At 64.4% G+C, this 21,029-nt stretch carries 17 protein-coding genes and 2 pseudogenes; 17 read left to right on the forward strand and 2 right to left on the reverse strand.

Annotation, left to right across the window (positions count from 1 at the left end; genetic code table 11):
• The 10 genes and pseudogenes from APH33_RS27430 to APH33_RS15850 form a co-directional block, all read left to right on the forward strand.
• A pseudogene (locus APH33_RS27430) lies at positions 1–477 on the forward strand (RHS repeat domain-containing protein); the annotation flags it as partial.
• 199 nt (positions 478–676) lie between these two features.
• A complete protein-coding gene (locus APH33_RS26695) occupies positions 677–1,318 on the forward strand; it encodes a hypothetical protein (RefSeq protein ID WP_256218662.1) in 642 nt (213 codons plus the stop codon).
• A gap of 96 nt (positions 1,319–1,414) precedes the next feature.
• A pseudogene (locus APH33_RS26700) lies at positions 1,415–2,188 on the forward strand (IS5 family transposase).
• Between the two features lie 142 nt (positions 2,189–2,330).
• Positions 2,331–3,506 carry a M20 aminoacylase family protein gene (locus APH33_RS15820; protein ID WP_054886047.1) on the forward strand — a complete coding sequence of 392 codons (1,176 nt, stop codon included), beginning with the start codon at positions 2,331–2,333 and terminating at the stop codon, positions 3,504–3,506.
• Positions 3,507–3,588: 82 nt separating this feature from the next.
• Entirely contained in the window at positions 3,589–4,899 is a 1,311-nt protein-coding gene (locus APH33_RS15825) for a citrate-proton symporter (protein ID WP_054886048.1), read from the forward strand.
• A complete protein-coding gene (locus APH33_RS15830) occupies positions 4,896–6,353 on the forward strand; it encodes an amidase (RefSeq protein WP_054886049.1) in 1,458 nt (485 codons plus the stop codon). The genes APH33_RS15825 and APH33_RS15830 overlap by 4 nt, the downstream gene beginning before the upstream one ends.
• 68 nt (positions 6,354–6,421) lie before the next feature.
• Positions 6,422–7,195, forward strand: coding sequence for an IclR family transcriptional regulator (locus APH33_RS15835; RefSeq protein ID WP_054886050.1), 774 nt, complete (start codon positions 6,422–6,424; stop codon positions 7,193–7,195).
• Between the two features lie 188 nt (positions 7,196–7,383).
• A complete protein-coding gene (locus APH33_RS15840; protein ID WP_054886051.1) occupies positions 7,384–8,043 on the forward strand; it encodes an ABC transporter ATP-binding protein in 660 nt (219 codons plus the stop codon).
• A complete protein-coding gene (locus APH33_RS15845) occupies positions 8,040–10,487 on the forward strand; it encodes an ABC transporter permease (RefSeq protein ID WP_054886052.1) in 2,448 nt (815 codons plus the stop codon). The genes APH33_RS15840 and APH33_RS15845 overlap by 4 nt, the downstream gene beginning before the upstream one ends.
• On the forward strand, positions 10,477–11,541 hold the full coding sequence (locus tag APH33_RS15850) for a lipocalin-like domain-containing protein (RefSeq protein WP_054886053.1): 1,065 nt from the start codon (positions 10,477–10,479) through the stop codon (positions 11,539–11,541). The genes APH33_RS15845 and APH33_RS15850 overlap by 11 nt, the downstream gene beginning before the upstream one ends.
• A gap of 164 nt (positions 11,542–11,705) precedes the next feature.
• On the opposite strand, the gene APH33_RS15855 is transcribed toward APH33_RS15850, so the two are convergent.
• Positions 11,706–12,701 carry an aldo/keto reductase gene (locus tag APH33_RS15855; RefSeq protein WP_054886054.1) on the reverse strand — a complete coding sequence of 332 codons (996 nt, stop codon included), beginning with the start codon at positions 12,699–12,701 and terminating at the stop codon, positions 11,706–11,708.
• 99 nt (positions 12,702–12,800) lie between these two features.
• Positions 12,801–13,652 (reverse strand): LysR family transcriptional regulator, encoded by an 852-nt coding sequence (locus APH33_RS15860; protein WP_054886055.1) that lies wholly within the window; start codon positions 13,650–13,652, stop codon positions 12,801–12,803.
• A gap of 90 nt (positions 13,653–13,742) precedes the next feature.
• Here APH33_RS15860 and APH33_RS15865 point away from each other — a divergent pair, with 90 nt between their 5' ends.
• The 7 genes from APH33_RS15865 to APH33_RS15895 all read left to right on the forward strand — a co-directional run bounded on the left by APH33_RS15865 (position 13,743) and on the right by APH33_RS15895 (position 21,026).
• Positions 13,743–14,654, forward strand: coding sequence for a LysR family transcriptional regulator (locus APH33_RS15865; RefSeq protein ID WP_054886056.1), 912 nt, complete (start codon positions 13,743–13,745; stop codon positions 14,652–14,654).
• A gap of 98 nt (positions 14,655–14,752) precedes the next feature.
• Positions 14,753–15,673 carry a hydroxymethylglutaryl-CoA lyase gene (locus tag APH33_RS15870; protein WP_054886057.1) on the forward strand — a complete coding sequence of 307 codons (921 nt, stop codon included), beginning with the start codon at positions 14,753–14,755 and terminating at the stop codon, positions 15,671–15,673.
• Positions 15,673–16,875, forward strand: a complete 1,203-nt coding sequence (locus APH33_RS15875; RefSeq protein ID WP_054886058.1) for a CaiB/BaiF CoA-transferase family protein — start codon at positions 15,673–15,675, stop codon at positions 16,873–16,875. Before APH33_RS15870 ends, APH33_RS15875 begins: the two co-directional genes overlap by 1 nt.
• Positions 16,876–17,400, forward strand: a complete 525-nt coding sequence (locus APH33_RS15880) for a gamma carbonic anhydrase family protein (protein WP_054886059.1) — start codon at positions 16,876–16,878, stop codon at positions 17,398–17,400.
• 67 nt (positions 17,401–17,467) lie between these two features.
• Complete coding sequence (locus APH33_RS15885; RefSeq protein WP_054886060.1) at positions 17,468–18,784, forward strand: MFS transporter; 1,317 nt, start codon at positions 17,468–17,470, stop codon at positions 18,782–18,784.
• Between the two features lie 41 nt (positions 18,785–18,825).
• A complete protein-coding gene (locus tag APH33_RS15890) occupies positions 18,826–20,109 on the forward strand; it encodes an OprD family porin (protein WP_054886061.1) in 1,284 nt (427 codons plus the stop codon).
• Between the two features lie 170 nt (positions 20,110–20,279).
• On the forward strand, positions 20,280–21,026 hold the full coding sequence (locus APH33_RS15895) for a gluconate 2-dehydrogenase subunit 3 family protein (protein ID WP_054886062.1): 747 nt from the start codon (positions 20,280–20,282) through the stop codon (positions 21,024–21,026).
• The last annotated feature ends 3 nt before the right edge of the window (positions 21,027–21,029 follow it).

Consider the following 21,029-nt stretch of genomic DNA (forward strand, 5'->3'; position numbering starts at 1 on the left):
TTGCTTTGGCTATGACGCGATGGGGCGCAAGGCCTGGCAGTTTGCCTCGACCTTGCCCGCGGACAAGCTCTCGCAGATTCACAACACCGGCATCAATACCTCGCTGCTGGTGGACCACGCTTACAACCCGATTCACCGCCGCTACCAGTACGACCCGGCCGGAGAGTTGGTGCGGACCCTCGACAAGCTGCGTGGAGAGATCAAGTACGAGTACGAAGCCAACGGCCAGTTGCGCGTCGCGATACCGGCTCGCTGCTGGGCAGTGAAGAGTTCCGCTACGATCCTTGGGGCAACCTGATCGAGAAGCGCTCGGGGCACAGCAAGCTGCAGACCTTTACCTGTGACTGCGAGAACCGGCTGGTTCGGGCTGAGAGCCTGGTTAACGGCAAGCTGGAGAGTACCGGGCAGTATCGGTACGACAGCCTGGGGCGACGGGTGGCTAAACAGGCTGAGATCGGTAAAACACTAACGCAGCGAATTAATTTGCCTGGGCATTGGTCAAATCACGGCAAGTATGCAGCTGTAATTGAAGCGAAAGTGTCTAAGCTAAATTCATACTTCGAGGTGGGAGATATTCTTATACGCAACGAGCCTTGGGCATTGGGAAGTTCAAAATTTCGCTAGAGAGACTTGAGGCGAATAAATTTATTGTGGATGCAATCACGGGGTGATTGTTATGAGTCTTGAGGTAAATATGTTTTACGCAATGCACTATAACTGTGCGGGTGCGGGGTGCCCAGATAATTTGACGGGTTCTTTTAATCACGATAGATTTGAGTGGTCCCCGTATGAATGTCATCCTGAGCGGTTGGAGGTAAGGAATTCATATCATCTTGCTCTTTCGGATTCGAATATTAATATCGATATCCTGGATTTTGATTTTTATCAGGTTAGCGTGACGTATGTTTCACGAAAGTTTTTGGGGGTTTGTGATTTATTAGGTGCGCGCTATAGGGCTATTCCGCTCGAGATATCATTTGGCAACAAGGTCAGAAAAGATGAGTATTTTATTTTCTTGCCGGGTGAAAGCTTGCCTGTTTTAGACAAGACGTCATCTCGCTATGAGGCTGCGAAGGACTTGGAAACCGGAAGTGTTATTGCTAGTCCACTATATCCCGGCGAGGTTACTATTGAAAAGATAGACTCGTTTGTGGTTTTGCCAGGTATAAAAAGTGATATATTTCGTTGTCAGGAAACACTACAGATTTTTTGCAGTGATAGATTTAAATCGGCTGCGAAGGAATTGAAAGGAATTTCATTCGTTGCGGTAGATGAGAATTATAGATATGATCCATGGTCAGACTTTGATGAGCTATAACTAGGCTCTGTCTGAAATCCCAAGAGACTCATATGTGGCCCTGGAACCGTTTGGGTTCTGTACAGTCGCCGAACATCTACGGAAAGGAATTCTGTGATGGCAAAGCGTTACGAACTCTCGGATCAAGCGTGGGCAGTAGTCGCCGATCTCTTCACGGCAGCCCACGTTAGGGGCAGGCCCGGCAGCAGTGATCGCTTGATGCTCGATGGTGTGCTCTGGGTGCTCTGCTCAGGAGCAGCCTGGCGAGATATGCCAAAGCGTTTCGGGTCTTGGGCGACGGTCTATCACCGCTTCCGAGTCTGGCGAAATCGCGGAACGTTCGATCAAATGCTCAGACGATTGCACCTCAGGCTCAATGACAAAGGCTTGATCGATCCCCGCACCTGGATGATCGATTCGACCGCTGTTAGAGCAACCGTGCTTCTGGAGCGCGGAAAAGCGGGAGCCTGACGAGCCTGCCGATCACGCTCTAGGCCGCAGCCGTGGCGGCCTGATAACCAAAATCCACATGCTCTGCGACGCCAACGGGATACCGTTGCGCTTCCTTCTCTCTGGCGGTCAAGCCGGTAACATCAGCTACGCACAACCACTGTTGGACGAGGTCAGCATTCCCTCGAGCCAACGTGGCCACCCGCGCAAGCGCTGCAAATGGCTGCTCGCCGACAAGGGCTACGACGCCGAAGCGCTACCAGACTGTTCGACCGGCCCAAATACCGACAGCGCAACATCTTCGAACGCATGTTTGGCTGGCTGAAAGAGAAGCGCCGAGTCGACACGCGCTTCGACAAGCTCGCAAAAAGTTATGCCGCGATGGTCTCGCTAGCTTGTGTCTTGCGGTGTATGCGACGGCTATTTTCAGACAGAGCCTAAGGTGGTTCCACCACGCGGAACCACATTCGTTTGTACTCCCTCGCCACTCGCGCTTATCTGTCGCCAAGCACGACCTGCCTTTCCCGTCGTGATCTCGAAGCGAACAACAAGAACGGGCCCCACCCGCGCGAGGAGATTCCCCATGCAGCAACACCAGCACATCCTGGCCTGGCTCAACGACGTAGCCAGCGACCTGCACGCCATCCGCCACGATATCCACGCCCACCCCGAACTCGGCTTCGAAGAAAGCCGCACCTCGGCCCTGGTCGCCACGCTGTTGCAGCAGTGGGGCTACGAGGTGCACACCGGCATCGGCAAGACCGGTGTGGTCGGTGTACTGCGCAACGGCAGCAGCCCGCGCAAGCTGGGCCTGCGTGCCGACATGGACGCGCTGCCGATCCACGAGGCCACCGGTGCCGCCTACAGCAGCCGCCACCAAGGCTGCATGCACGCCTGCGGCCACGATGGCCACACCACCATGCTGCTGGGTGCGGCGCGTTACCTTGCTGCTACACGGCAGTTCGATGGCACGCTGACGTTGATCTTCCAGCCGGCCGAGGAAGGCCAGGGCGGGGCCGAGGCGATGCTCGCCGATGGGCTGCTGGAGCGCTTCCCTTGTGACGCACTGTTCGGCATGCACAACATGCCGGGGCTGCCGGCTGGGCACCTGGGCTTTCGTGAAGGGCCGATGATGGCCTCGCAGGACCTGCTGACGGTCACCCTCGAGGGCGTCGGCGGGCATGGTTCGATGCCGCACCTGACGGTCGACCCGCTGGTGGCGGCGGCCAGTGTGGTGATGGCGTTGCAGACGGTGGTGGCGCGCAATATCGATGCCCAGGAGGCGGCGGTGGTCACGGTCGGTGCGCTGCAGGCGGGCGAGGCGGCCAACGTGATTCCGCAGCAGGCGCTGCTGCGCCTGAGCCTGCGGGCGCTGGATGCCCAGGTGCGGGCGCAGACCCTGGAGCGGGTGCGGGCGATCATCGTCAGCCAGGCCGAAAGCTTTGGCTGCAAGGCCAGCATCGAACACCGGCCGGCGTACCCGGTGCTGGTCAACCATGCCGCGGAAAACGCCTTTGCCCGGCAGGTCGGCGAAGCGCTGCTGGGCGCCGACAAGGTCGATGGCAACACCCGCAAGCTGATGGGCAGCGAGGACTTTGCCTGGATGCTGCAACGCTGCCCCGGCGCCTACCTGTTCATCGGCAATGGTGTGCAGCGGCCGATGGTGCACAACCCGGCCTATGACTTCAACGACGACATCCTGCTGACCGGCGCCGCCTACTGGGGCGCGCTGGCCGAGAGCTGGCTCAAGCCGGCCTGACTTCGCTGTATTGACGACTGCCGCTGGAACCCGGGCGCGGCTGCGCCTGGGCGATCACTTGAACCTGAATGGAGTGTTCCGCATGCAGATTTCCAATACAGGCGCGTCGCGTACCCGGCAAGTGGTGGCGGCGGTCATCGGTAATGCGCTGGAGTGGTATGACTTTATCGTGTACGGCTTTCTGGCGAGCATCATCGCCCGCCAGTTCTTCCCCTCGGACGATGAATACAGCTCCCTGTTGATGGCCTTGGCCACCTTTGGCGTGGGCTTTTTCATGCGCCCTGTGGGTGGGGTGTTGCTGGGCGTGTATGCCGACCGCAAGGGGCGCAAGGCGGCGATGCAGATGATCATCCGCCTGATGACGGTGTCCATTGCCATGATCGCGTTCGCACCGAACTACCTGGCCATAGGCATGGGTGCGCCGTTGCTGATCGTGGTAGCGCGCATGCTGCAGGGCTTTGCCACCGGTGGCGAATACGCAAGCGCCACGGCGTTTCTGGTAGAAAGCGCGCCGGCCGACCGCAAGGGCCTGTATGGCTCGTGGCAATTGGTGGGGCAGTGCCTGGCGGTGTTCTCCGGCGCGGCGATGGTGGCGCTGGTCACCCATCTGTGCACGCCCGAGGCGCTGGACAGCTGGGGCTGGCGGGTCCCGTTCGTGCTCGGCTTGCTGATCGGCCCGGTGGGGCTGTGGATCCGCAAGCACATGGCAGAACCTGAGGAGTTCCTGGAAGCGCGCAAACAGGCCAGGGGCCAGGCGCCGAGCCTGTGGCAGGTGCTGCGCGAGCAGCGCCGCAGCCTGCTGGTGTCGATGGGCCTGGCCAGTGGCGCGACAGTGTCGTTCTACGTGGTGCTGGTGAACATGCCGACCTTCGCCCACAAGAACCTTGGCCTGCCGCTGGACCAGGTGCTGCTGGTGCAGATGCTGGCCGTCGGCCTGATGACCGTGGTGATTCCGCTGGCCGGCGCACTGTCGGACCGGCTCGGCCGACGGCCGGTGCTGATGGCCTTTACCCTGGCGTTCTTCGTCATGGTCTACCCGCTGTACGTATGGGTGGCCGCAGCGCCTTCGATCGAGCGCCTGCTGGTGATGCAGCTGCTGTTGTGCACGGCCATCGGCGGTTTCTTCGGCCCGGCGCCGACTGCTTTGGCCGAGCAGTTCCCGGTCGCGGTACGCTCAACGGGTGTGTCGGTGGCCTACAACGTGGCGGTAATGGTGTTCGGCGGCTTCGCTCCGCTGATCGTCACCTGGCTGAGCAAGGTGCTCGGTACCCCGGTGGCGCCGTCGTTCTACGTGCTGTTCGCCTGCCTGCTGACCCTGCTGGGTACCTATTGCCTGAAAGAAGCACCGCGCGCCGGCAAGGCCGTCGCCTACAACCTGGGAGTGAAACCGTGAACGCGTTAGCCATCGACCCGATCGTCGCCCTCGACGCCGAGGCCTTGTCCCGGGCCATCCATGACCGCCAGGTGGCGTGCCGCGAGGTGATGCAGGCTTATCTGGGCCATATCGAGCGCTGCAACCCGCAGGTCAATGCGCTGGTATCGCTGCGCGCTGGTGAAGACCTGCTGGCCGAGGCCGATGCCTGCGACCGCGAACTGGCGCGTGGCCAGTCCCGCGGCTGGATGCATGGCATGCCGCAGGCGATCAAGGACCTGGCCGCCACCGCCGGGCTGCGCACCACCCTGGGCTCGCCGCTGTTCGCCGGGCAGGTGCCGGCACACGACGCCATCAGCGTGGCGCGGGTGCGGGCCAGTGGGGCGATCATCGTCGGCAAGAGCAACGTGCCGGAATTCGGCCTGGGCTCGCAGAGCTACAACACGCTGTTCGGCACCACCACCAATGCCTATGACCACAGCCGCGTGGCGGGTGGCAGCAGTGGCGGTGCGGCGGCGGCATTGGCCATGCGCCTGCTGCCGGTGGCCGATGGTAGCGACATGATGGGGTCTCTGCGCAACCCGGCTGCGTTCAACAACGTGTTCGGTTTGCGCCCGTCGCTGGGGCGCGTGCCGTACGGGCCGACGCCGGAGCTGTTCATACAGCAACTGGCCACCGAGGGGCCGATGGGGCGCAGCGTCACCGATGTCGCCCGTTTGCTGACAGTGCAGGCCGGGCATGATGCGCGGGTGCCCTTGTCGCTCAACGACGGTAGGCGGGATTTCGCGGCCGGGCTGCAGCGAGATTTCAAAGGCGCACGTATCGGCTGGCTGGGCGACTACGACGGCTATCTGCCAATGGAAGACGGTGTGCTGGGCCTGTGCGAAGCAGCTTTGGCCGATTTCGCCGAGCTCGGCTGTGAAGTCGAGGCCTGCCAGCCGGCGTTCGATCAGGCCCGGTTGTGGCAATGCTGGCTGACTCACCGCCACTTCCTGGTGCACGGCAACCTGGCAGCGGCCTATGCCGACCCAGGCAAGCGGGCGCTGCTCAAACCCGAGGCGCAATGGGAAGTGGAGGGGGGCCTGCAGCTTAGCGCCGCCGCTGTCTATCAGGCGTCGCTGGACCGCAGCGCGTGGTACCAGGCCCTGCACAAACTGTTCGAGCGTTACGATTTCCTGCTGCTGCCTTCGGCCCAGGTGTTCCCTTTCGACGCAGCCGAGGCCTGGCCGAAGGAGGTCGGGGGGCGGACCATGGACACTTATCACCGCTGGATGGAAGTGGTGATCGGGCCAACCCTGGCCGGCCTGCCTAGCATGAGCGTGCCGGTCGGCTTCAATGCTGCCGGGCTACCCATGGGCTTGCAGATCATAGGCCCGGCCCAGGCCGACCATGCCGTGCTGCAGCTGGCCTACGCCCATGAACAGCTGACCCGCTGGGTGGAGCGACGCCCGCCGCCCAGCCTCTTGGCCCGCTAAGGGGCTGGCCCGGCCCGTATCTTGCTGGGCATCATGACCATCCACGCACAGACAGGGAGGTCGGATCCATGGGCACAGCGACAGACAGCGGCGGCGTGCGCTCGGTGGAGCGCGCGCTGGCCATCGTCGAACTGCTTGGCGAGCATCAGGCCCTGGGCCTTGAAGAGCTGCATTACCTCACCGGCCTGCCCAAGGCCACGGCCTCGCGCATGCTCGCCACCTTGCAGGAGCAGGGCTGGGTTTACCGCGGGCTCAGCGACCGGCGTTACCGCCTGTGTGCCCGCCGGCTGTTCGGCGACCGCCAGCAGCGCTTCAAGCGCCAGCTGGTGGAAACCGCTGCGCCGATGCTGCTGGAGCTGAGCGAGCGCACCGGGCTGGTGGTCGACCTGTCGTGCTTCGACGGCGAGCGGCTGGAGGTGATGGAAAGCGCCATTCCACAAGTGTTGCGCAAGCGTTATCCGAACAACTGCCAGATCGTTGGCCAGCATGCCAGCCTGTTCCATTCGGCGATGGGCCGGGCGTGCCTGAAGGAGCTGGCGGTCGATGAGGTGCAGCGCCTGGCCCGGCATGAGCGGGTTGGCGGCGAAGAGCTGATGCGTGGCCTGGAAGGGGATGCGCACAAGGGGTTCGGGCAGCGCACCGAGGGGTATTGGGAGTATCCGGTGCGCTTGCCGTTCCTGATCCGGGCGATTGCCTTGCCGGTGCGGGTGCAGGGGCAGCTGGCCGGGAGCATTGCCTTGCACTGGCCGTTGGACCAGGCACCGGTGGAACAGGTGTTGAGCCTGCACCTGAACAGCCTGGCGGCGACTGTGGGGGAAGTGCAGCATGCGTTGCTGAACTAGGTCGCCTGTACTGGCCCTTTCGCGGGCACGCCCGCTCCCACAGGTACAGCGCAGTTCTGAAGATCAAGGTAATCCTGTGGGAGCGGGCGTGCCCGCGAAAGGGCCCTCAAAGTCAACAAAAGCATTTGCCAACAAGCGCTGGAAGCAGCTATGCCTTAGGTCTGACCTCACCAAAAGGCCATCGCCCGATGCTGGTGATCGAGCAACTGCACAAGTCATTCCTCACCGCCCAAGGCCCGCTCCAGGTCCTGCGCGGCGTCGATCTCAACCTCGCACGCGGCAGCAGCCTGGCGCTGATGGGCGAGTCCGGCAGCGGCAAAAGCACCTTGCTGCACCTGGTTGCCGGCCTCGACCGTGCCGACAGCGGGCGCATCCTCATCGATGGCAAGCCCCTGCACGGTCACGGCGAAGCCGCCCTGGCTTGTTGGCGGCGCGAGGGCATCGGCCTGGTGTTCCAGCAGTACAACCTGATCAGCAGCCTCGACGTGGCGGCCAACCTGGCCTTTCAGGCGCGCCTGGCCAGGCGCCACGACCCGCAATGGCTGGCCTATCTGGCCGAACGCCTTGGTTTGATGGCGTTGCTGGATCGCTACCCGGAGCAGTTGTCCGGCGGCCAGCAGCAACGGGTCGCCATCGGCCGGGCACTGGCCAGCCGGCCGGCGCTGTTACTCGCCGACGAACCCACCGGCAGCCTCGACGAAGCCAGCAGCGACGAAGTGCTGGCCTTGCTCCTGCAACTGGTCGGCGAGGCTGGCAGCAGTGTGCTGATGGTCACCCACAGCCCGCGCCTGGCCGCCTGCCTGCAGCACCGTTGCGTGCTCCATCAGGGGCGGGTGCAAGGCTCATGAACAACCTGCTGATTGCCCTGCAGGCGCTGGGCAGCCATTGGTGGCGGCACCGTTTGCAGTGCCTGAGCATTTTCACCGGCCTGTGGCTGGCGACGGCGTTGTGGACCGGCGTGCAGGCCCTCAACGCCCAGGCGCGCAGCGACTATGCCCAGGCCAGCGCGGTGCTGAGCGGGGCAGCGCATTTGCAGATCGTGGCCCGCGATGGCCAGCGTTTCGACCAGGCGCTTTACGTGCAACTGCGCAGGCAAGGCTGGCAGGTGACACCGGTGCTGGAGGGCCGCTTGCGCCTGGCCGGCGAGCCAGCCGTTGCGGTCAGGCTGATCGGCATCGAGCCCCTGAGCCTGCTGCCGGGCATGGCTGTCGCCGGCGCCGACCCGGCAAGCTTCGACGTGCAGGCCTTCATCGGCACACCCGGGCAAGCCTGGGTCGGCGCGGATACCTTGCGCATGTTGGCCGGCCGGCAGCGCGCGGCCGATGGCCAACCATTGCCGCCGCTGTCCCTCATGCAACACGTGGCGCCCGGCGTGATGCTGGTCGATATCGGCGTGGCGCAGACCTTGCTCGATGCGCCGGGGCAAGTGACACGGCTGGTCAGCGACACCGATCAGCCGTTGCCGCCGACGCTTGCCGAGCGTTTGAAGGTTCAGCCAGCGCAGGATGACACTGACCTGCAGCGCCTGACCGCGAGCTTTCACCTGAACCTGACGGCCCTCGGCCTGCTGGCATTCGTGGTCGGGCTGTTCATCGCCCATGCGGCCATCGGCCTGGCGCTGGAGCAACGACGGGGCCTGATGCGCACGTTGCGCGCGTGTGGTGTCAGCCTGAAGGTGTTGCTGGCGGCTCTGGCCGTCGAGCTTGGATTGTTCGCCGTGGCCGGTGGCCTGGCGGGTGTTGCGGCGGGTTACCTGCTGGCCGCGCTGTTGCTGCCCGATTTTGCCTCCAGCCTGCGCGGCCTGTATGGCGCCCAGGTGTCCGGGCAGCTGCACTTGCCGCTGCACTGGTGGCTGATCGGCATTGGCGTCAGCTTGCTCGGTGCCCTGCTGGCCGGCACCGACAGCCTGCTGCGTGCAGCACGGTTGCCGTTGCTGGCGTTGGCCCAACCTCAGGCCTGGCGCTTGGCACAGGTGCCCTGGTTGAAACGCCAGGCCATGGCCGCCGCGGTGCTGGCGGTCATTGCCCTGGGCTGCGGCCTGTACGGCAACAGCCTGCCCAGTGCCTTCAGCCTGCTCGCCGCGCTGCTGCTGGCGGCCGCACTGTCGTTGCCGGGCGTGCTGGCGCTGTTGCTCGCTGGCCTGGCGCGGCATGCCCGGCGGCCGTTGGCGCAGTGGTTCGTTGCCGACAGCCGCCAGCAATTGCCGGCGCTGAGCCTGGCGCTGATGGCTCTGCTTCTGGCACTGGCCGCGAGCATAGGCGTGGGCGGCATGACCGAAGGCTTCCGCCGTACCTTTGTCGGCTGGCTCGACCAGCGCCTGGCCGCAGACTTGTATGTGACGCCTCGCGATGGCACTCAGGCGCTGCAGATTTACCGGCAGTTGCAAGAGGACCCCGACGTCAATGCCGTGCTGCCAAGCTGGCGAGTCGAATGGCGCCTGCAGCATTGGCCGGTGCAGGTGCAAGGGGTGATCGATCATCCGTTCTATCGCCAACACTGGCCGTTGCTCGAGCAGGCGCCGACGGCTTGGCAGCAGGTGGCCAGCGGGCAGGGCGCCATGCTCAGCGAACAATTGGCGCGGCGCCTCGGGGTAGGCACCGGCGATGAAATCGAGCTGCCGGGCGAGCCGCCGCAGCGGATGCAGGTGGTGGGCATTTACGCCGATTATGGCAACCCGAAAGGGCATGTGCTGGTCAATGCCGACTGGCTGCGCCAGCACGCAGCGGCAGCGAGCCTGAGCGGCCTGAGTCTGCTGATTCGGCCCGGGCAGGTTGCGAAGGTCAGGGATAGCGTGCAGCAGCGCTTCGGCGTTGACGAAGCGCAACTGGTCGAACAGGCCAGCCTGAAAACCTGGTCGACGCAGATATTCAGCCGTACCTTCGCCGTGACCGCAGCGCTGAACAGCCTTACCCTCGGCGTGGCTGGCGTGGCCCTGTTCATCAGCCAGCTGACCCTGGGCCAGCAGCGCCTGGGTCAGCTGGCACCGCTGTGGGCGCTGGGCGTGCCGCGCCACTGGCTGGCCTGGCTGAGCCTGGGCCAGGCGCTGATGCTCTGTGGTTTCACCGTACTGCTGGCGATCCCACTCGGGCTGTTGCTGGCGTGGTGCCTGGTGGCGGTGGTGAATGTGCAGGCCTTCGGCTGGCGGCTGCCCTGGCACGTGTTTGCCAGCCAGCTCGCGCAGCTGGCGGCGCTCGGTGTGCTGAGCAGCCTGCTGGCCAGCGCCTGGCCTTTGTGGCAACTGGCGCGGCGACAGCCGGGCGAGCTGTTGCGGCGGTTCGCCGATGAGGGTTGAAAGCTGGCTGTTGCTGGCCTGCCTGCTGCTGGGCGGGTGTGACGCCCCTGCGCCGCCGGCCAGGAGTTATGCAGGGCTCGGTGCCGAGGCGGCAGCGTTCAAGCAGGTTACCCGGGACACCGCGCTGATATTCCCCCGCGACCACGGCGCCCACGATGGCTATCGCATCGAGTGGTGGTACATCACCGCCAACCTGCGCGATGCCCAGGGCCGTGACTGGGGCGTGCAATGGACGTTGTTCCGCTCGGCCCTGCGTCCCGGCGCCGAGACCTCTGGCTGGAACAGCCCCAACCTGTGGATGGGCCACGCCGCGCTGACCGACCCGAGCGGCCACCGGGTCAGCGAAACGCTGGCACGTGGTGGCATTGGCCAGGCCGGTGTCGAAACCGGGCCGTTCCGGGCGTGGATCAACGACTGGTCGCTGCAAGGGGATGACCATATCCGTCGCTTGCAGATGCGTGCCAGCGGCCAGGGATTTGGCTATGACCTGACCCTGGCCAGCGACAAGCCGCTGGTGCTGCACGGTGACCGCGGTTACAGCGAGAAGTCCGGCAAGGGCCAGGCTTCGTACTACTACAGCCAGCCGTTCTATCAGGTCAGTGGCGAGGTTGTGCGGGACGGGAAGCGCATTCCAGTAACCGGGCAGGCCTGGCTTGACCGGGAGTGGAGCAGCCAGCCGCTGGCGGCCGGGCAAAGTGGCTGGGACTGGTTTTCGCTGCACTTGGGCAGTGGCGCCAAGCTGATGCTGTTTCAGGTGCGCGAAGACCAGGGGCAGCCGTACCGGGCTGGCACCTGGGTTGGCCCTGACGGGCAAGTAAGGGCGCTGCAAGGGGCTGAGGTCGAACTGACGCCGCTGGCCTGGACCGAGCAGGACAACGGCAAGCGCGTGCCGACCCACTGGCGGGTGCAGGTCCCCGCCATGGCCCTGGATGTGCAGGTCGAGGCGGTGCCGGCCAAGGCCTGGATGGGCACGCGATTTCCCTACTGGGAAGGGCCGGTGCGGGTAAGTGGCAGCGCTCAAGGGCGGGGGTATCTGGAGATGACGGGGTATTAGCTCGTTCATCCATGGGGGCTGATGGCCTCTTCGCGGCTAAAGCCGCTCCCACAGGGATCACCTCAGGCTTCGAAACCAGTGCAATATCACAAGGACTGCACAGGCTTTGAATACTGTGCAGTCCCTGTGGGAGCGGGTTCACCCGCGAAGAGGCCGGTGCAGGCTTACTTGAACCCCGTCACCGCATGCGGCACATAGGGTGCTTCCAGCCGGGCAATTTCATCACTGCTCAGCTGGAACGCCAGCGCTGCGATCGCATCATCCAGCTGCGCCACTTTCGAGGCCCCGACAATCGGCGCCGACACCCCACGCTTGCCCAACACCCAGGCCAACGCCACCTGCGCCATCGGCACGCCGCGCTCACCAGCGATCTGCTCGACCACATCGATCACCCGGCCGTCTTCCACTTCGGTCTTCTCGTAGAACGACTGCCCGGAAATGTCGGTGCGGGTGCGTTCGGTCTGCTGGCCATGGGGGCGGGTCAGCCGGCCGCGGGCCATCGGGCTCCATGGCATCAGGCCGACACCCTGGTCGAGGCACAGCGGGATCATTTCGCGCTCTTCCTCGCGGTAGATCAGATTCAGGTAGTTCTGCATCGACACGAAGCGGCTCCAGCCGTTGCTGGCCGCCACCTGCTGGGCCTTGGCGAATTGCCAGGCATACATCGACGACGCGCCGATATAACGCGCCTTGCCGGCCTTGACCACGTCGTGCAGGGCTTCCATGGTCTCTTCGATGGGCGTGTGGTAGTCCCAGCGGTGGATCTGGTACAGGTCGACGTAGTCAGTGCCCAGACGGGTCAGACTGGCGTCGATGTTGGCCATGATCGCCTTGCGCGACAGGCCCTGTTCGTTGGGGCGGGTGCTGCCTTCCCACATGTTGGCGGGGAAGAACACCTTGGTGGCGATCACCGTCTCGTCGCGGCGGGTGAATTCCTTGAGCAGCTTGCCGAGGATGATTTCCGAGGTGCCGGCCGAGTAGCTGTTGGCGGTGTCGAAGAAGTTGATGCCGTGCTCGACGGCGCGGCGGATGATCGGCCGGCTGTCGGCTTCGCCCAGGGTCCAGGGATGGGTACCGGCATCGGGTTCACCGAAAGTCATGCAGCCCAGGCACAGTTTCGAGATGTCCAGGCCAGTGTTGCCCAGTTTGACGTATTGCATCCGCTGCTCCTCAGTGATCGGTTGTGCGATGCAGGGAAGCTTAGCGGTGATGGCAGGCTGCGGAAATCCCGAATCGGCGCAGGCGCCATCCGCAAAAATTCACAAGCGCAGCAGCGGCTTGACCTGGTGCTGCAGGAAGTCGGTGACGGCCTTGATGCGCGGCGTGCTGCGTACATCCTCGTGCACGGCCAGCCAGATTTCGATGCTCATGGTCTGTTCATCCTTGCCGGCGACTGCCAGGCCATGTTCCTGCGCCATGAACGCCGGCAAGCACGCGATACCGACCCCGCCGGCAGCCGCCTGAGCCTGGATGCGCAGGTCGTTGCTCTGCAGCACGAAGGGCTGGTTGCCGGTCTGGCTGAGCAACCACTGCTGCTGCGGTGATTTGGCCTGGGATTCGTCGTAGCCGATGTAGCGTGGTATGCCAGTGTTGCGCAGGTAGCTGGGCGCGGCATACAAGCGGTAGTCCAGATAACCCAGCAGGCTGGCGACCAGCGTCGGCTCGGTGGGCCTGGCCAGGGTGATGCTGATATCGGCTTCACGGCGGGCCAGCGACGCCCGCGACTTACTGCCGACCAGCTTCAGGCGCAACTGCGGGTAGCATTGCAACAGCGCACCCAGGTGCCGGGCGATGATACTGCCGAGCAGCCCGGGCGGGGCGGCCAGCACCACTTCGCCTTCGACCTGCTGCTGGCCGGCATTGGCAAAGTGCTCCAGGGCGAACGACGACTGGCTCATCTGCTCGGCGTATTCGCCGACCCGGCGGCCTTCGTCGGTCAGCGCGTAGGCCCTGGGGCGGCGGTCGACCAGCTTGAGGTTCAAGGCGGCTTCCAGCGCGGCGATGCGCCGGGCCACGGTGGCGTGGTCGACGCCCAGCTGCCTGGCCGCAGCGGACAGCGAGCCGGTGCTGATGAAGGCGGAGAAATGGCGCAGATCTTCCCAGTCGAACATGGCGGGCCTCTGAAGTAGAGCGGCCATGATACGGCCTTATGCGGCCTGGCAGGTGCTAGGATGGCTGCCATTTCCCGATCAGGTACCGCCATGCAGCCTCTCGATCACCTGTCGTTGCACCTGTTCATCGTGGTCTGCGAAGCCGGCACCATCGCCCGCGCCAGCGAACGGGCATTCATGGCGCCGTCGGCGGTCAGCAAGCGGATATCGGATATCGAGGCACGCTTTGGCACGGCCTTGCTCAAGCGCAGCAAGCGGGGTGTCGAGCCGACCCCGGCGGGCCTTGCACTGTTGCGCCATGCGCGTGGCCTGACCCGGGCCATGGAGCGCCTGGACAGCGAGTTGAGCGAGTACGCCGAAGGCGCTCGTGGGCATGTGCGGGTGCTGGCCAATGTGTCGTCGATCATGGAGTTCCTGCCCGAGGAACTGTCGGCGTTCATGTTCGACAACCCGCTGGTCCAGGCCGATATCGAGGAGCGCTTCAGCCCCGACGTGGTACGCGGGGTGGCAGAGGGCAGTGCCGACCTGGGCATCTGCCGCAAGTCCATGGCCGTCGGCGACCTGGAGTTCGTGCCGTACCGTCAGGATCACCTGGCCGTGGTGGTCGGCGCCGATCACCCGTTGGCCGGGCGTGGCAGCATCGCCTTCGAAGAGACGCTGGATTACGAGCACCTGGGCCTGTCGGCCTTCGCCACGCTCAATACCTTCATGCGCAACAGCGCCGAGGCAGCGGGCAAGGAACTGCGCTTTCGCTCTTACGTGTCGTCGTTCGACGCGGCCTATCGCCTGGTGCAGTTCGGCCTGGGCCTGGCGGTGTTCCCGCAGGAGGCTGTGGCGCGCTATGCGCAGCTGTTCGACCTGCGGGTGATCCCGCTGACCGATAACTGGGCGCTGGGCGAGTTTGTCATCTGCATGCGCGACCGGCATGCCTTGAGCCTGTCTGCGCGTCGCCTGCTCGACCATTTGCTGCTGCGCGCGCCGGCCTGGCAGTCACGCGACTGATCCATCGCGGCTGACGATGGATCAGCCCGTGAAACACGTCTTTTCTGCCTGCCGTGCTGCTCTTAGTCTGGCCCCACGCTTCAGACAGAGAGACCGTGATGACAACAATAACAATCAACGAAGTCGGCATGCGCGATGGGCTGCAAAGCCTGCAAGCGGTGATGCCGACTGCCGCCAAGCTGCGCTGGATCGACGGTGCCTATGCCGCTGGCGTGCGCCATATGGAAGTCGCCTCGTTCGTGCCGGCCCGGCTGCTGCCGCAGATGGCCGATGCCAGGCAAGTGGTGGCCCACGCCCTGACCTATCCCGACCTGCTGGTGACGGTGCTGGCGCCTAATCTGCGCGGTGCGCAGGATGCGCTGGAGTCCGGCGCCCAGCGGATTGTCGCGCCGGTATCGGTCAGCATGGCCCACAGCCTGGCCAACGTGCGCCGCACGCCACAGGAGATGGTCGAGGAGCTGGGGCGCATGTGCCAGCTGCGCAGCGAACTGGGGCGTCATGAGGTGCAGATGATCGCCGGCATGTCGGTGGCCTTTGGCTGTACCCGCCAGGGTGCGGTGCCCTTGGCCGACCTGTGCGAGCTGACCCGACAGGTGATCGAGGCCGGCTGCGATCTGGTTTCGCTAGGCGACACTACGGGCTATGCCAACCCCGGCCAGGTAGCGACGGTGATCCAGGCCGTGCGTGCCATTGTCGGCGAACGCCTGCGCGCCGCGCACTTCCACGACACCCGTGGCCTGGCCTTGGCCAACAGCCTGGTGGCGGTGCAGCAGGGCATCCGCGAGCTGGATGCATCGCTTGCCGGGCTTGGCGGTTGCCCGTTCGCACCGGGTGCCTCGGGCAACACGGTGACCGAGGACCTGGTGTTCATGCTGCAGAGCATGGGCTTCGACACCGGCATCGACCTGCCGGCGCTGATCGCCTCGCGCCAGCTGCTGCGTGAGGCGCTGCCGGATGAACCGCTCTACGGCGCCATCGCCCGCGCCGGCCTGCCGCTCAACTATCCAGGAAATGCCTAATGTCCAGACTCCCTTTGGACGGCATTCGTGTCGTCGAGATTTCGCACATGGTCATGGGCCCCACCTGCGGCATGATCCTTGGCGACCTGGGTGCCGAAGTGATCAAGGTCGAGCCCACCCGTGGTGACGGCACACGCCGGTTGCTCGGGGCGGGGGCGGGGTTCTTCCGTACCTTCAACCGCAACAAGCAGTGCATCGCCGTCGACCTCGACACGCCCCAGGGCCGAGAGGCGGTGCTGGCGCTGATCGACAGCGCCGACGTGTTCATCGAAAACTTCAAGCCCGGGCGCATGCACACGCTGGGTTTCGATTACGCCACGCTCCGCCAGCGTAACCCCCGGCTGATCTATGCCTCGCACAAGGGCTTCCTCAGTGGCCCGTACGACAACCGCCTGGCCCTGGATGAAGTGGTGCAGATGATGGCGGGCCTGGCCTACATGACCGGGCCGGTGGGCCGCCCCCTGCGCGCCGGCAGTTCGGTGAACGACATCATGGGCGGCATGTTCGGCGCCATTGGCGTGCTGGCCGCGCTCAATGAGCGCAACAGCACGGGTGTCGGCCGCGAAGTGCAGAGTGCACTGTACGAAAACTGCGTGTTGCTCGCGGCCCAGCACATGCAGCAGTACGTGGTAACCGGCCAGGCCGCGGCGCCGATGCCCAACCGGATCAGTGCCTGGGCGATCTACGACGTGTTCACCTTCGCCGGCGGCGAGCAGATGTTCGTCGCTGCCACGGGTGAAGGCCAGTGGCAGGCCCTGTGCCAGTTGCTGGGCCAGACCGCCTTGCTCGACGACCCGACTTTGGCGACCAACAATGACCGGGTGTTGCAGCGGCCGCGGCTGCTGGCGCACCTGGCCGAGGTTTTCGCCAACCTCGATGCCCGGCAATTGGCGGCGGAACTGGAGGCGAACAGTATTCCGTTCGCGCCGATCCGCCGCCCGGAAGAACTGTTCGACGACCCGCACCTGACCCAGAGCGGCGGCATGGCGGACCTGTTGCTGGAGGATGGCAGCAGCACGCCGATGCCCTTGCTGCCACTGTCGCTGGACGGCCAGCGCCTGCAGCCGCGCCGGCCGATCCCGCGGATTGGCGAACACACGCACACGGTCATGCGCGAGCTGGGCTACAGCGATGAACGCATCGCCGAGCTGAGTGCGGCGGGCGTGCTGAAAACCGACGAGCCGGCCCAAGGAGTGCACTGAATGGCGATCTATCGATACGACACACTGACGCCGCACATTCATCCGGAAACCTTCGTTGCCGAGAATGCTACGGTCATCGGCGACGTCACCCTGGAACAGGGCACGAGCGTGTGGCCGCAGGCGGTGCTGCGCGGTGACAACGAGCCGATCCGTATCGGCCAGCACAGCAATGTGCAGGAAGGGGCGGTGCTGCATGCCGACCCGGGCTTTGCCCTGACCGTGGGCCGCAATGTCACCATCGGCCACCAGGCCATGCTGCATGGCTGCAGCATCGGCGATGGCACGCTGGTCGGGATCCAGTCCGTGGTGCTCAATGGCGCGGTGATCGGCCGCAACTGCCTGGTCGGTGCCGGCGCCATCGTCACCGAAGGCAAGGTGTTCCCCGACAACTCGCTGATCCTAGGGGCGCCAGCCAAGGTGGTGCGTGAACTGAGCCCTGAGGCCATCGCCGGCATGCACGCCAATGCCGCCGAATACGTGCGCAAGGGCCAGGCGTTCAAGGACAAGCTCGTGCGCATTGGTTGATTCGTTGCACGCGGCGCCCACACCGGGCGCCGTCGCTCTCCAATAATTACAAGAATGGAGATCCACCATGGTTGCCTTGACTGGCGAAGTGGCGCGCGAGCGCGCCGACAGCCACATTGACGAACTGCTGCTGTACCGCCGCGTGGCCTGGCGCATCATGCCGCTGGCCATCATTTGCTTCCTGTTTTCCTATTTCGACCGCATCAACATCAGCTTTGCCAAGACCCAGATGCAGGCTGAACTGGGCCTGAGCGACGCGGCCTATGGCCTGGCTGCGAGCATGTTCTTCATCGGCTACGTGTTGTTCGAAGTGCCGAGCAGCCTGGGCCTCAAGCGTTACGGAGCGCCGGCCTGGATCTGCAGGATCATGGTGTCGTGGGGCCTGGCCACGGCAGCGCTGGTGTTCGCCTACACCCAGTACACGTTGTATTTCCTGCGCTTCCTGATCGGGGTGATGGAGGCCGGTTTCGGCCCGGCGATCCTGTTCTACCTGGCCTGCTGGTTCCCCCGTAAGCACCTGGCGAAGATGAACGGCCTGTGGTTCCTCGCCGTGCCCCTGGCCGGCGCGGTGGGTGGGCCGGCAGCGGGTTTCCTGCTGGGGACCATGGACGGCGTGCTGGGCCTGGCGGGTTGGCACTGGCTGTTCCTGATGTCGGGGTTGCCGTGCGTGCTGCTGGGCGGGCTGGTGCTGTGGAAGCTGGACCGCGACATCGAGTCGGCCAAATGGCTGAGCCGCCCGGAAAAAGACCTGCTGGCGGCGAACCTGGCCCAGGACAGGCGCGTGCAAAAGCCGGTGCTGGGCTCGATCTGGCGGGTGCTGCTGACCCGTGAAGTGGCGATCATGGCGTTCATCTACTACGTGGTGAAAACCGCTTCCTACGGGCTGAACTTCTGGATGCCGCACCTGATCAAGTCGTCCGGCGTGCAGGACATGCTGTGGGTCGGCATGCTGTCGGCACTCCCCTATGCGGTGGCCTGCATCGGCATGGTGCTGTTGACCCGGCGCTCCGACCGCACCGGCGAGCGCAAGCGCTACCTTGTTTATTGTCTGCTGGCCTCGGCGCTGGGTTACCTGTTGGCCTGCCTGTACGCCGATTCGTCCTGGGCGATGATGGCGGCGCTGATACTGGCCACGGCGGGCACCTTCATCGCCATTCCGATCTTCTGGACCATTCCGCAGTCGACCTTCTCTGGCCTGGCCATTGCCACCGGCACCGCAGCGATCAACTCGGTCGGCCAGCTGAGCGGCATCGTCGCGCCGGTGATGGTGGGCAAGATCAACGACCTGACCGGCAGCAGCTACATGGGCATGCTGTCGATTGCCCCGCTGATCCTGATCGCCTGCCTGGTGGTGATGCGCTACGTCAGAAACCCCAAGGCCTGAACAGCAACGCTTTCCAACAAGAACAACAACAAGGCGTAACCATGAACATTTACCTCCCCCGGCGGGCATCGCTGATGCTCGCGGCGCTTGGCTGCGCGTGCCAGGCGGCACAGGCAGGCTTTGTCGACGATGGCAAGGGCAGCCTGGAGCTGCGCAACTTCTACTTCGACCGTGATTTCCATGGCGATACCGCCAGCCAGTCGCGGCGCGGCGAGTGGGCCCAGGGCTTCATGCTCAAGTGGCAGTCTGGCTACACCGACGGGGTTGTCGGCTTTGGCCTGGATGCGGCCGGCATGCTGGGCCTCAAGCTCGATTCTTCGCCCGACCGCAGCGGCACCGGGTTGTTGCCGCGAGGCAGCGACAAGCGCGCAGCGGATGAGTATGGCAAGGCGGTTGCCACGTTCAAGGCGAAGCTGTCGCGGACCGAGTTGCAGGTCGGTGGGCTGAGCCCACAATTGCCGTTGCTGGCGTCGAACTACAGTCGCCTGTTCCCGCAGTGGTTCAACGGGGCGCAGTTGGTCAGCAAGGATCTGGACGATTTCAGTTTCACCGTGCTGCAGGTCGATGCGACCAAACTGCGCGACTCCAGCGATTTCGAGGACCTGACAGCGATGGCGCAACAGGGCGCCTATTCAGCGACGGTGAGCAGTGACCGCTTGTATTACGCCGGGGCGGATTACCAGCCGCTGAAGAACCTGACCGTGAGCCTGCACACCAGCGAGCTCGAAGACCTGTTCCGCCGTGATTTCGCTGGCTTCAGGTACCGCCTCGCCGCGGGGCCGGGTGAGGCGTTCACCGAGTGGCGCTGGTTCAACGCCAGGGAACAGGGCAGGGCGTTGCTGGGGGAGGTGGACAACCGTACCTTGAGCACCAACTTCGGCTACAGCCTGCACGGCCATACCTTCAGTGGTGGCTACCAGAAGGTCAGCGGCGATACCGCCTACGCCTATGTGGGCGGCACCGATACCTACCTGTTCAGTGAACAGCAGGTCAGCACCTTCGCCCTGGCCAACGAGCGTGCGTGGATGCTGCGTTATGACTACAACTTTGCCGCTTTGGGTATGCCGGGGCTGACCTTCAACGTGCGCTACGTGAAGGGTGACCAGGTCGACCCGCAGCGTATCGCCACGGCCAAGGGCAGGGCGCTCGCGGCACGCGGCGGTGAAGGCGAGGAGTGGGAGCGGACCACGGACATCACCTATGTGGTTCAGTCAGGTTCGTTCAGGAACGTGTCGCTGCGCTGGCGCAATGCGAGCATGCGCTCGAACTTTGCCGATGCGGCGGACGAGAACCGGGTGATCGTGGGGTACACCTTCGATTTTTGAAGTGTTGCAGGGTCCCCTGGAGGGATGAGTGTCAAGGTTCAGGATGTCGCAGGGCATGAAACCGGTTTCAAAAGATTTCCAAACCCGTTAGATTACGCGGCTTTTCCGGCCCAGGCCGGGACACCAGATGGCGCAACCCAAGGCCGCCCCTATGCTGATGAGGACCCGAAATGCCTGAGCATGCTCCCGACAACCCGCGCCGGGACTTCCTGCGCAAGACCCTGACCCTGATCCCGGTGGTCACCGTGGCCAGTACCGGCCTGGGTGCCAGCCAGCTGCTGGCTGAGCCTGTGCGCGATCAATTCATACGCGACAAGGTCCCGGCTACCCCTCCTGCGGGCAACTATCAGCCAACCTTCTTCACCGCCGAAGAATGGGCCTTCGTGCAAGCGGCCGTGTCACGCATCATTCCCGCCGACGAACTCGGCCCCGGCGCCCTGGAAGCGGGCGCCGCGGAATTCATCGATCGCCAGATGAACACCCCTTACGCCACGGGCGCCCAGTGGTACATGCAAGGCCCGTTCAAGGCCGATGCCGCCCCGGAGCTCGGCTACCAGCTGCAACTCAGCCCGCAACAGATCTACCGTCTGGGCATCGCTGCCGTGGAGGCCTGGTGCAAAAACGCCAGCGGTAAAACCTTCGCCGAGCAAGATAGCGCTACCCGAGACAAGATACTCGGCAAGATCGAAGCCGGGGAGATCGTTTTCGAGCAGTTGCCGGCCAAGGTGTTCTTCAGCCTGCTGCTGCAGAACACCCGGGAAGGCTTCTTCTGCGACCCAATGCACGGCGGCAACAAGGGCATGGTCGGCTGGACGCAGATCGGCTTCCCCGGCGCCCGGGCAGATTTCATGGACTGGGTCGAGCGCAACGAGCCGTACCCGTTCCCGGCGGTTTCGATTCGTGGCGAGAGGGCGTAAGGC

It is taken from the genome of Pseudomonas sp. NBRC 111130 (genome assembly GCF_001320485.1).
GTDB classification, from domain to species: Bacteria; Pseudomonadota; Gammaproteobacteria; order Pseudomonadales; family Pseudomonadaceae; genus Aquipseudomonas; species Aquipseudomonas vlassakiae.

What these genes read in the sequence shown, in the direction of transcription:
- APH33_RS26695 (WP_256218662.1), top strand. Translation starts at nt 677, where the DNA reads ATGAGTCTTGAGGTAAATATGTTTTACGCAATGCACTATAACTGTGCG.
- APH33_RS15820 (WP_054886047.1), top strand. Translation starts at nt 2,331, where the DNA reads ATGCAGCAACACCAGCACATCCTGGCCTGGCTCAACGACGTAGCCAGC.
- APH33_RS15825 (WP_054886048.1), top strand. Translation starts at nt 3,589, where the DNA reads ATGCAGATTTCCAATACAGGCGCGTCGCGTACCCGGCAAGTGGTGGCG.
- APH33_RS15835 (WP_054886050.1), top strand. Translation starts at nt 6,422, where the DNA reads ATGGGCACAGCGACAGACAGCGGCGGCGTGCGCTCGGTGGAGCGCGCG.
- APH33_RS15840 (WP_054886051.1), top strand. Translation starts at nt 7,384, where the DNA reads ATGCTGGTGATCGAGCAACTGCACAAGTCATTCCTCACCGCCCAAGGC.
- APH33_RS15845 (WP_054886052.1), top strand. Translation starts at nt 8,040, where the DNA reads ATGAACAACCTGCTGATTGCCCTGCAGGCGCTGGGCAGCCATTGGTGG.
- APH33_RS15850 (WP_054886053.1), top strand. Translation starts at nt 10,477, where the DNA reads ATGAGGGTTGAAAGCTGGCTGTTGCTGGCCTGCCTGCTGCTGGGCGGG.
- APH33_RS15855 (WP_054886054.1), bottom strand. Translation starts at nt 12,701, where the DNA reads ATGCAATACGTCAAACTGGGCAACACTGGCCTGGACATCTCGAAACTG.
- APH33_RS15860 (WP_054886055.1), bottom strand. Translation starts at nt 13,652, where the DNA reads ATGTTCGACTGGGAAGATCTGCGCCATTTCTCCGCCTTCATCAGCACC.
- APH33_RS15865 (WP_054886056.1), top strand. Translation starts at nt 13,743, where the DNA reads ATGCAGCCTCTCGATCACCTGTCGTTGCACCTGTTCATCGTGGTCTGC.
- APH33_RS15870 (WP_054886057.1), top strand. Translation starts at nt 14,753, where the DNA reads ATGACAACAATAACAATCAACGAAGTCGGCATGCGCGATGGGCTGCAA.
- APH33_RS15875 (WP_054886058.1), top strand. Translation starts at nt 15,673, where the DNA reads ATGTCCAGACTCCCTTTGGACGGCATTCGTGTCGTCGAGATTTCGCAC.
- APH33_RS15880 (WP_054886059.1), top strand. Translation starts at nt 16,876, where the DNA reads ATGGCGATCTATCGATACGACACACTGACGCCGCACATTCATCCGGAA.
- APH33_RS15885 (WP_054886060.1), top strand. Translation starts at nt 17,468, where the DNA reads ATGGTTGCCTTGACTGGCGAAGTGGCGCGCGAGCGCGCCGACAGCCAC.
- APH33_RS15890 (WP_054886061.1), top strand. Translation starts at nt 18,826, where the DNA reads ATGAACATTTACCTCCCCCGGCGGGCATCGCTGATGCTCGCGGCGCTT.
- APH33_RS15895 (WP_054886062.1), top strand. Translation starts at nt 20,280, where the DNA reads ATGCCTGAGCATGCTCCCGACAACCCGCGCCGGGACTTCCTGCGCAAG.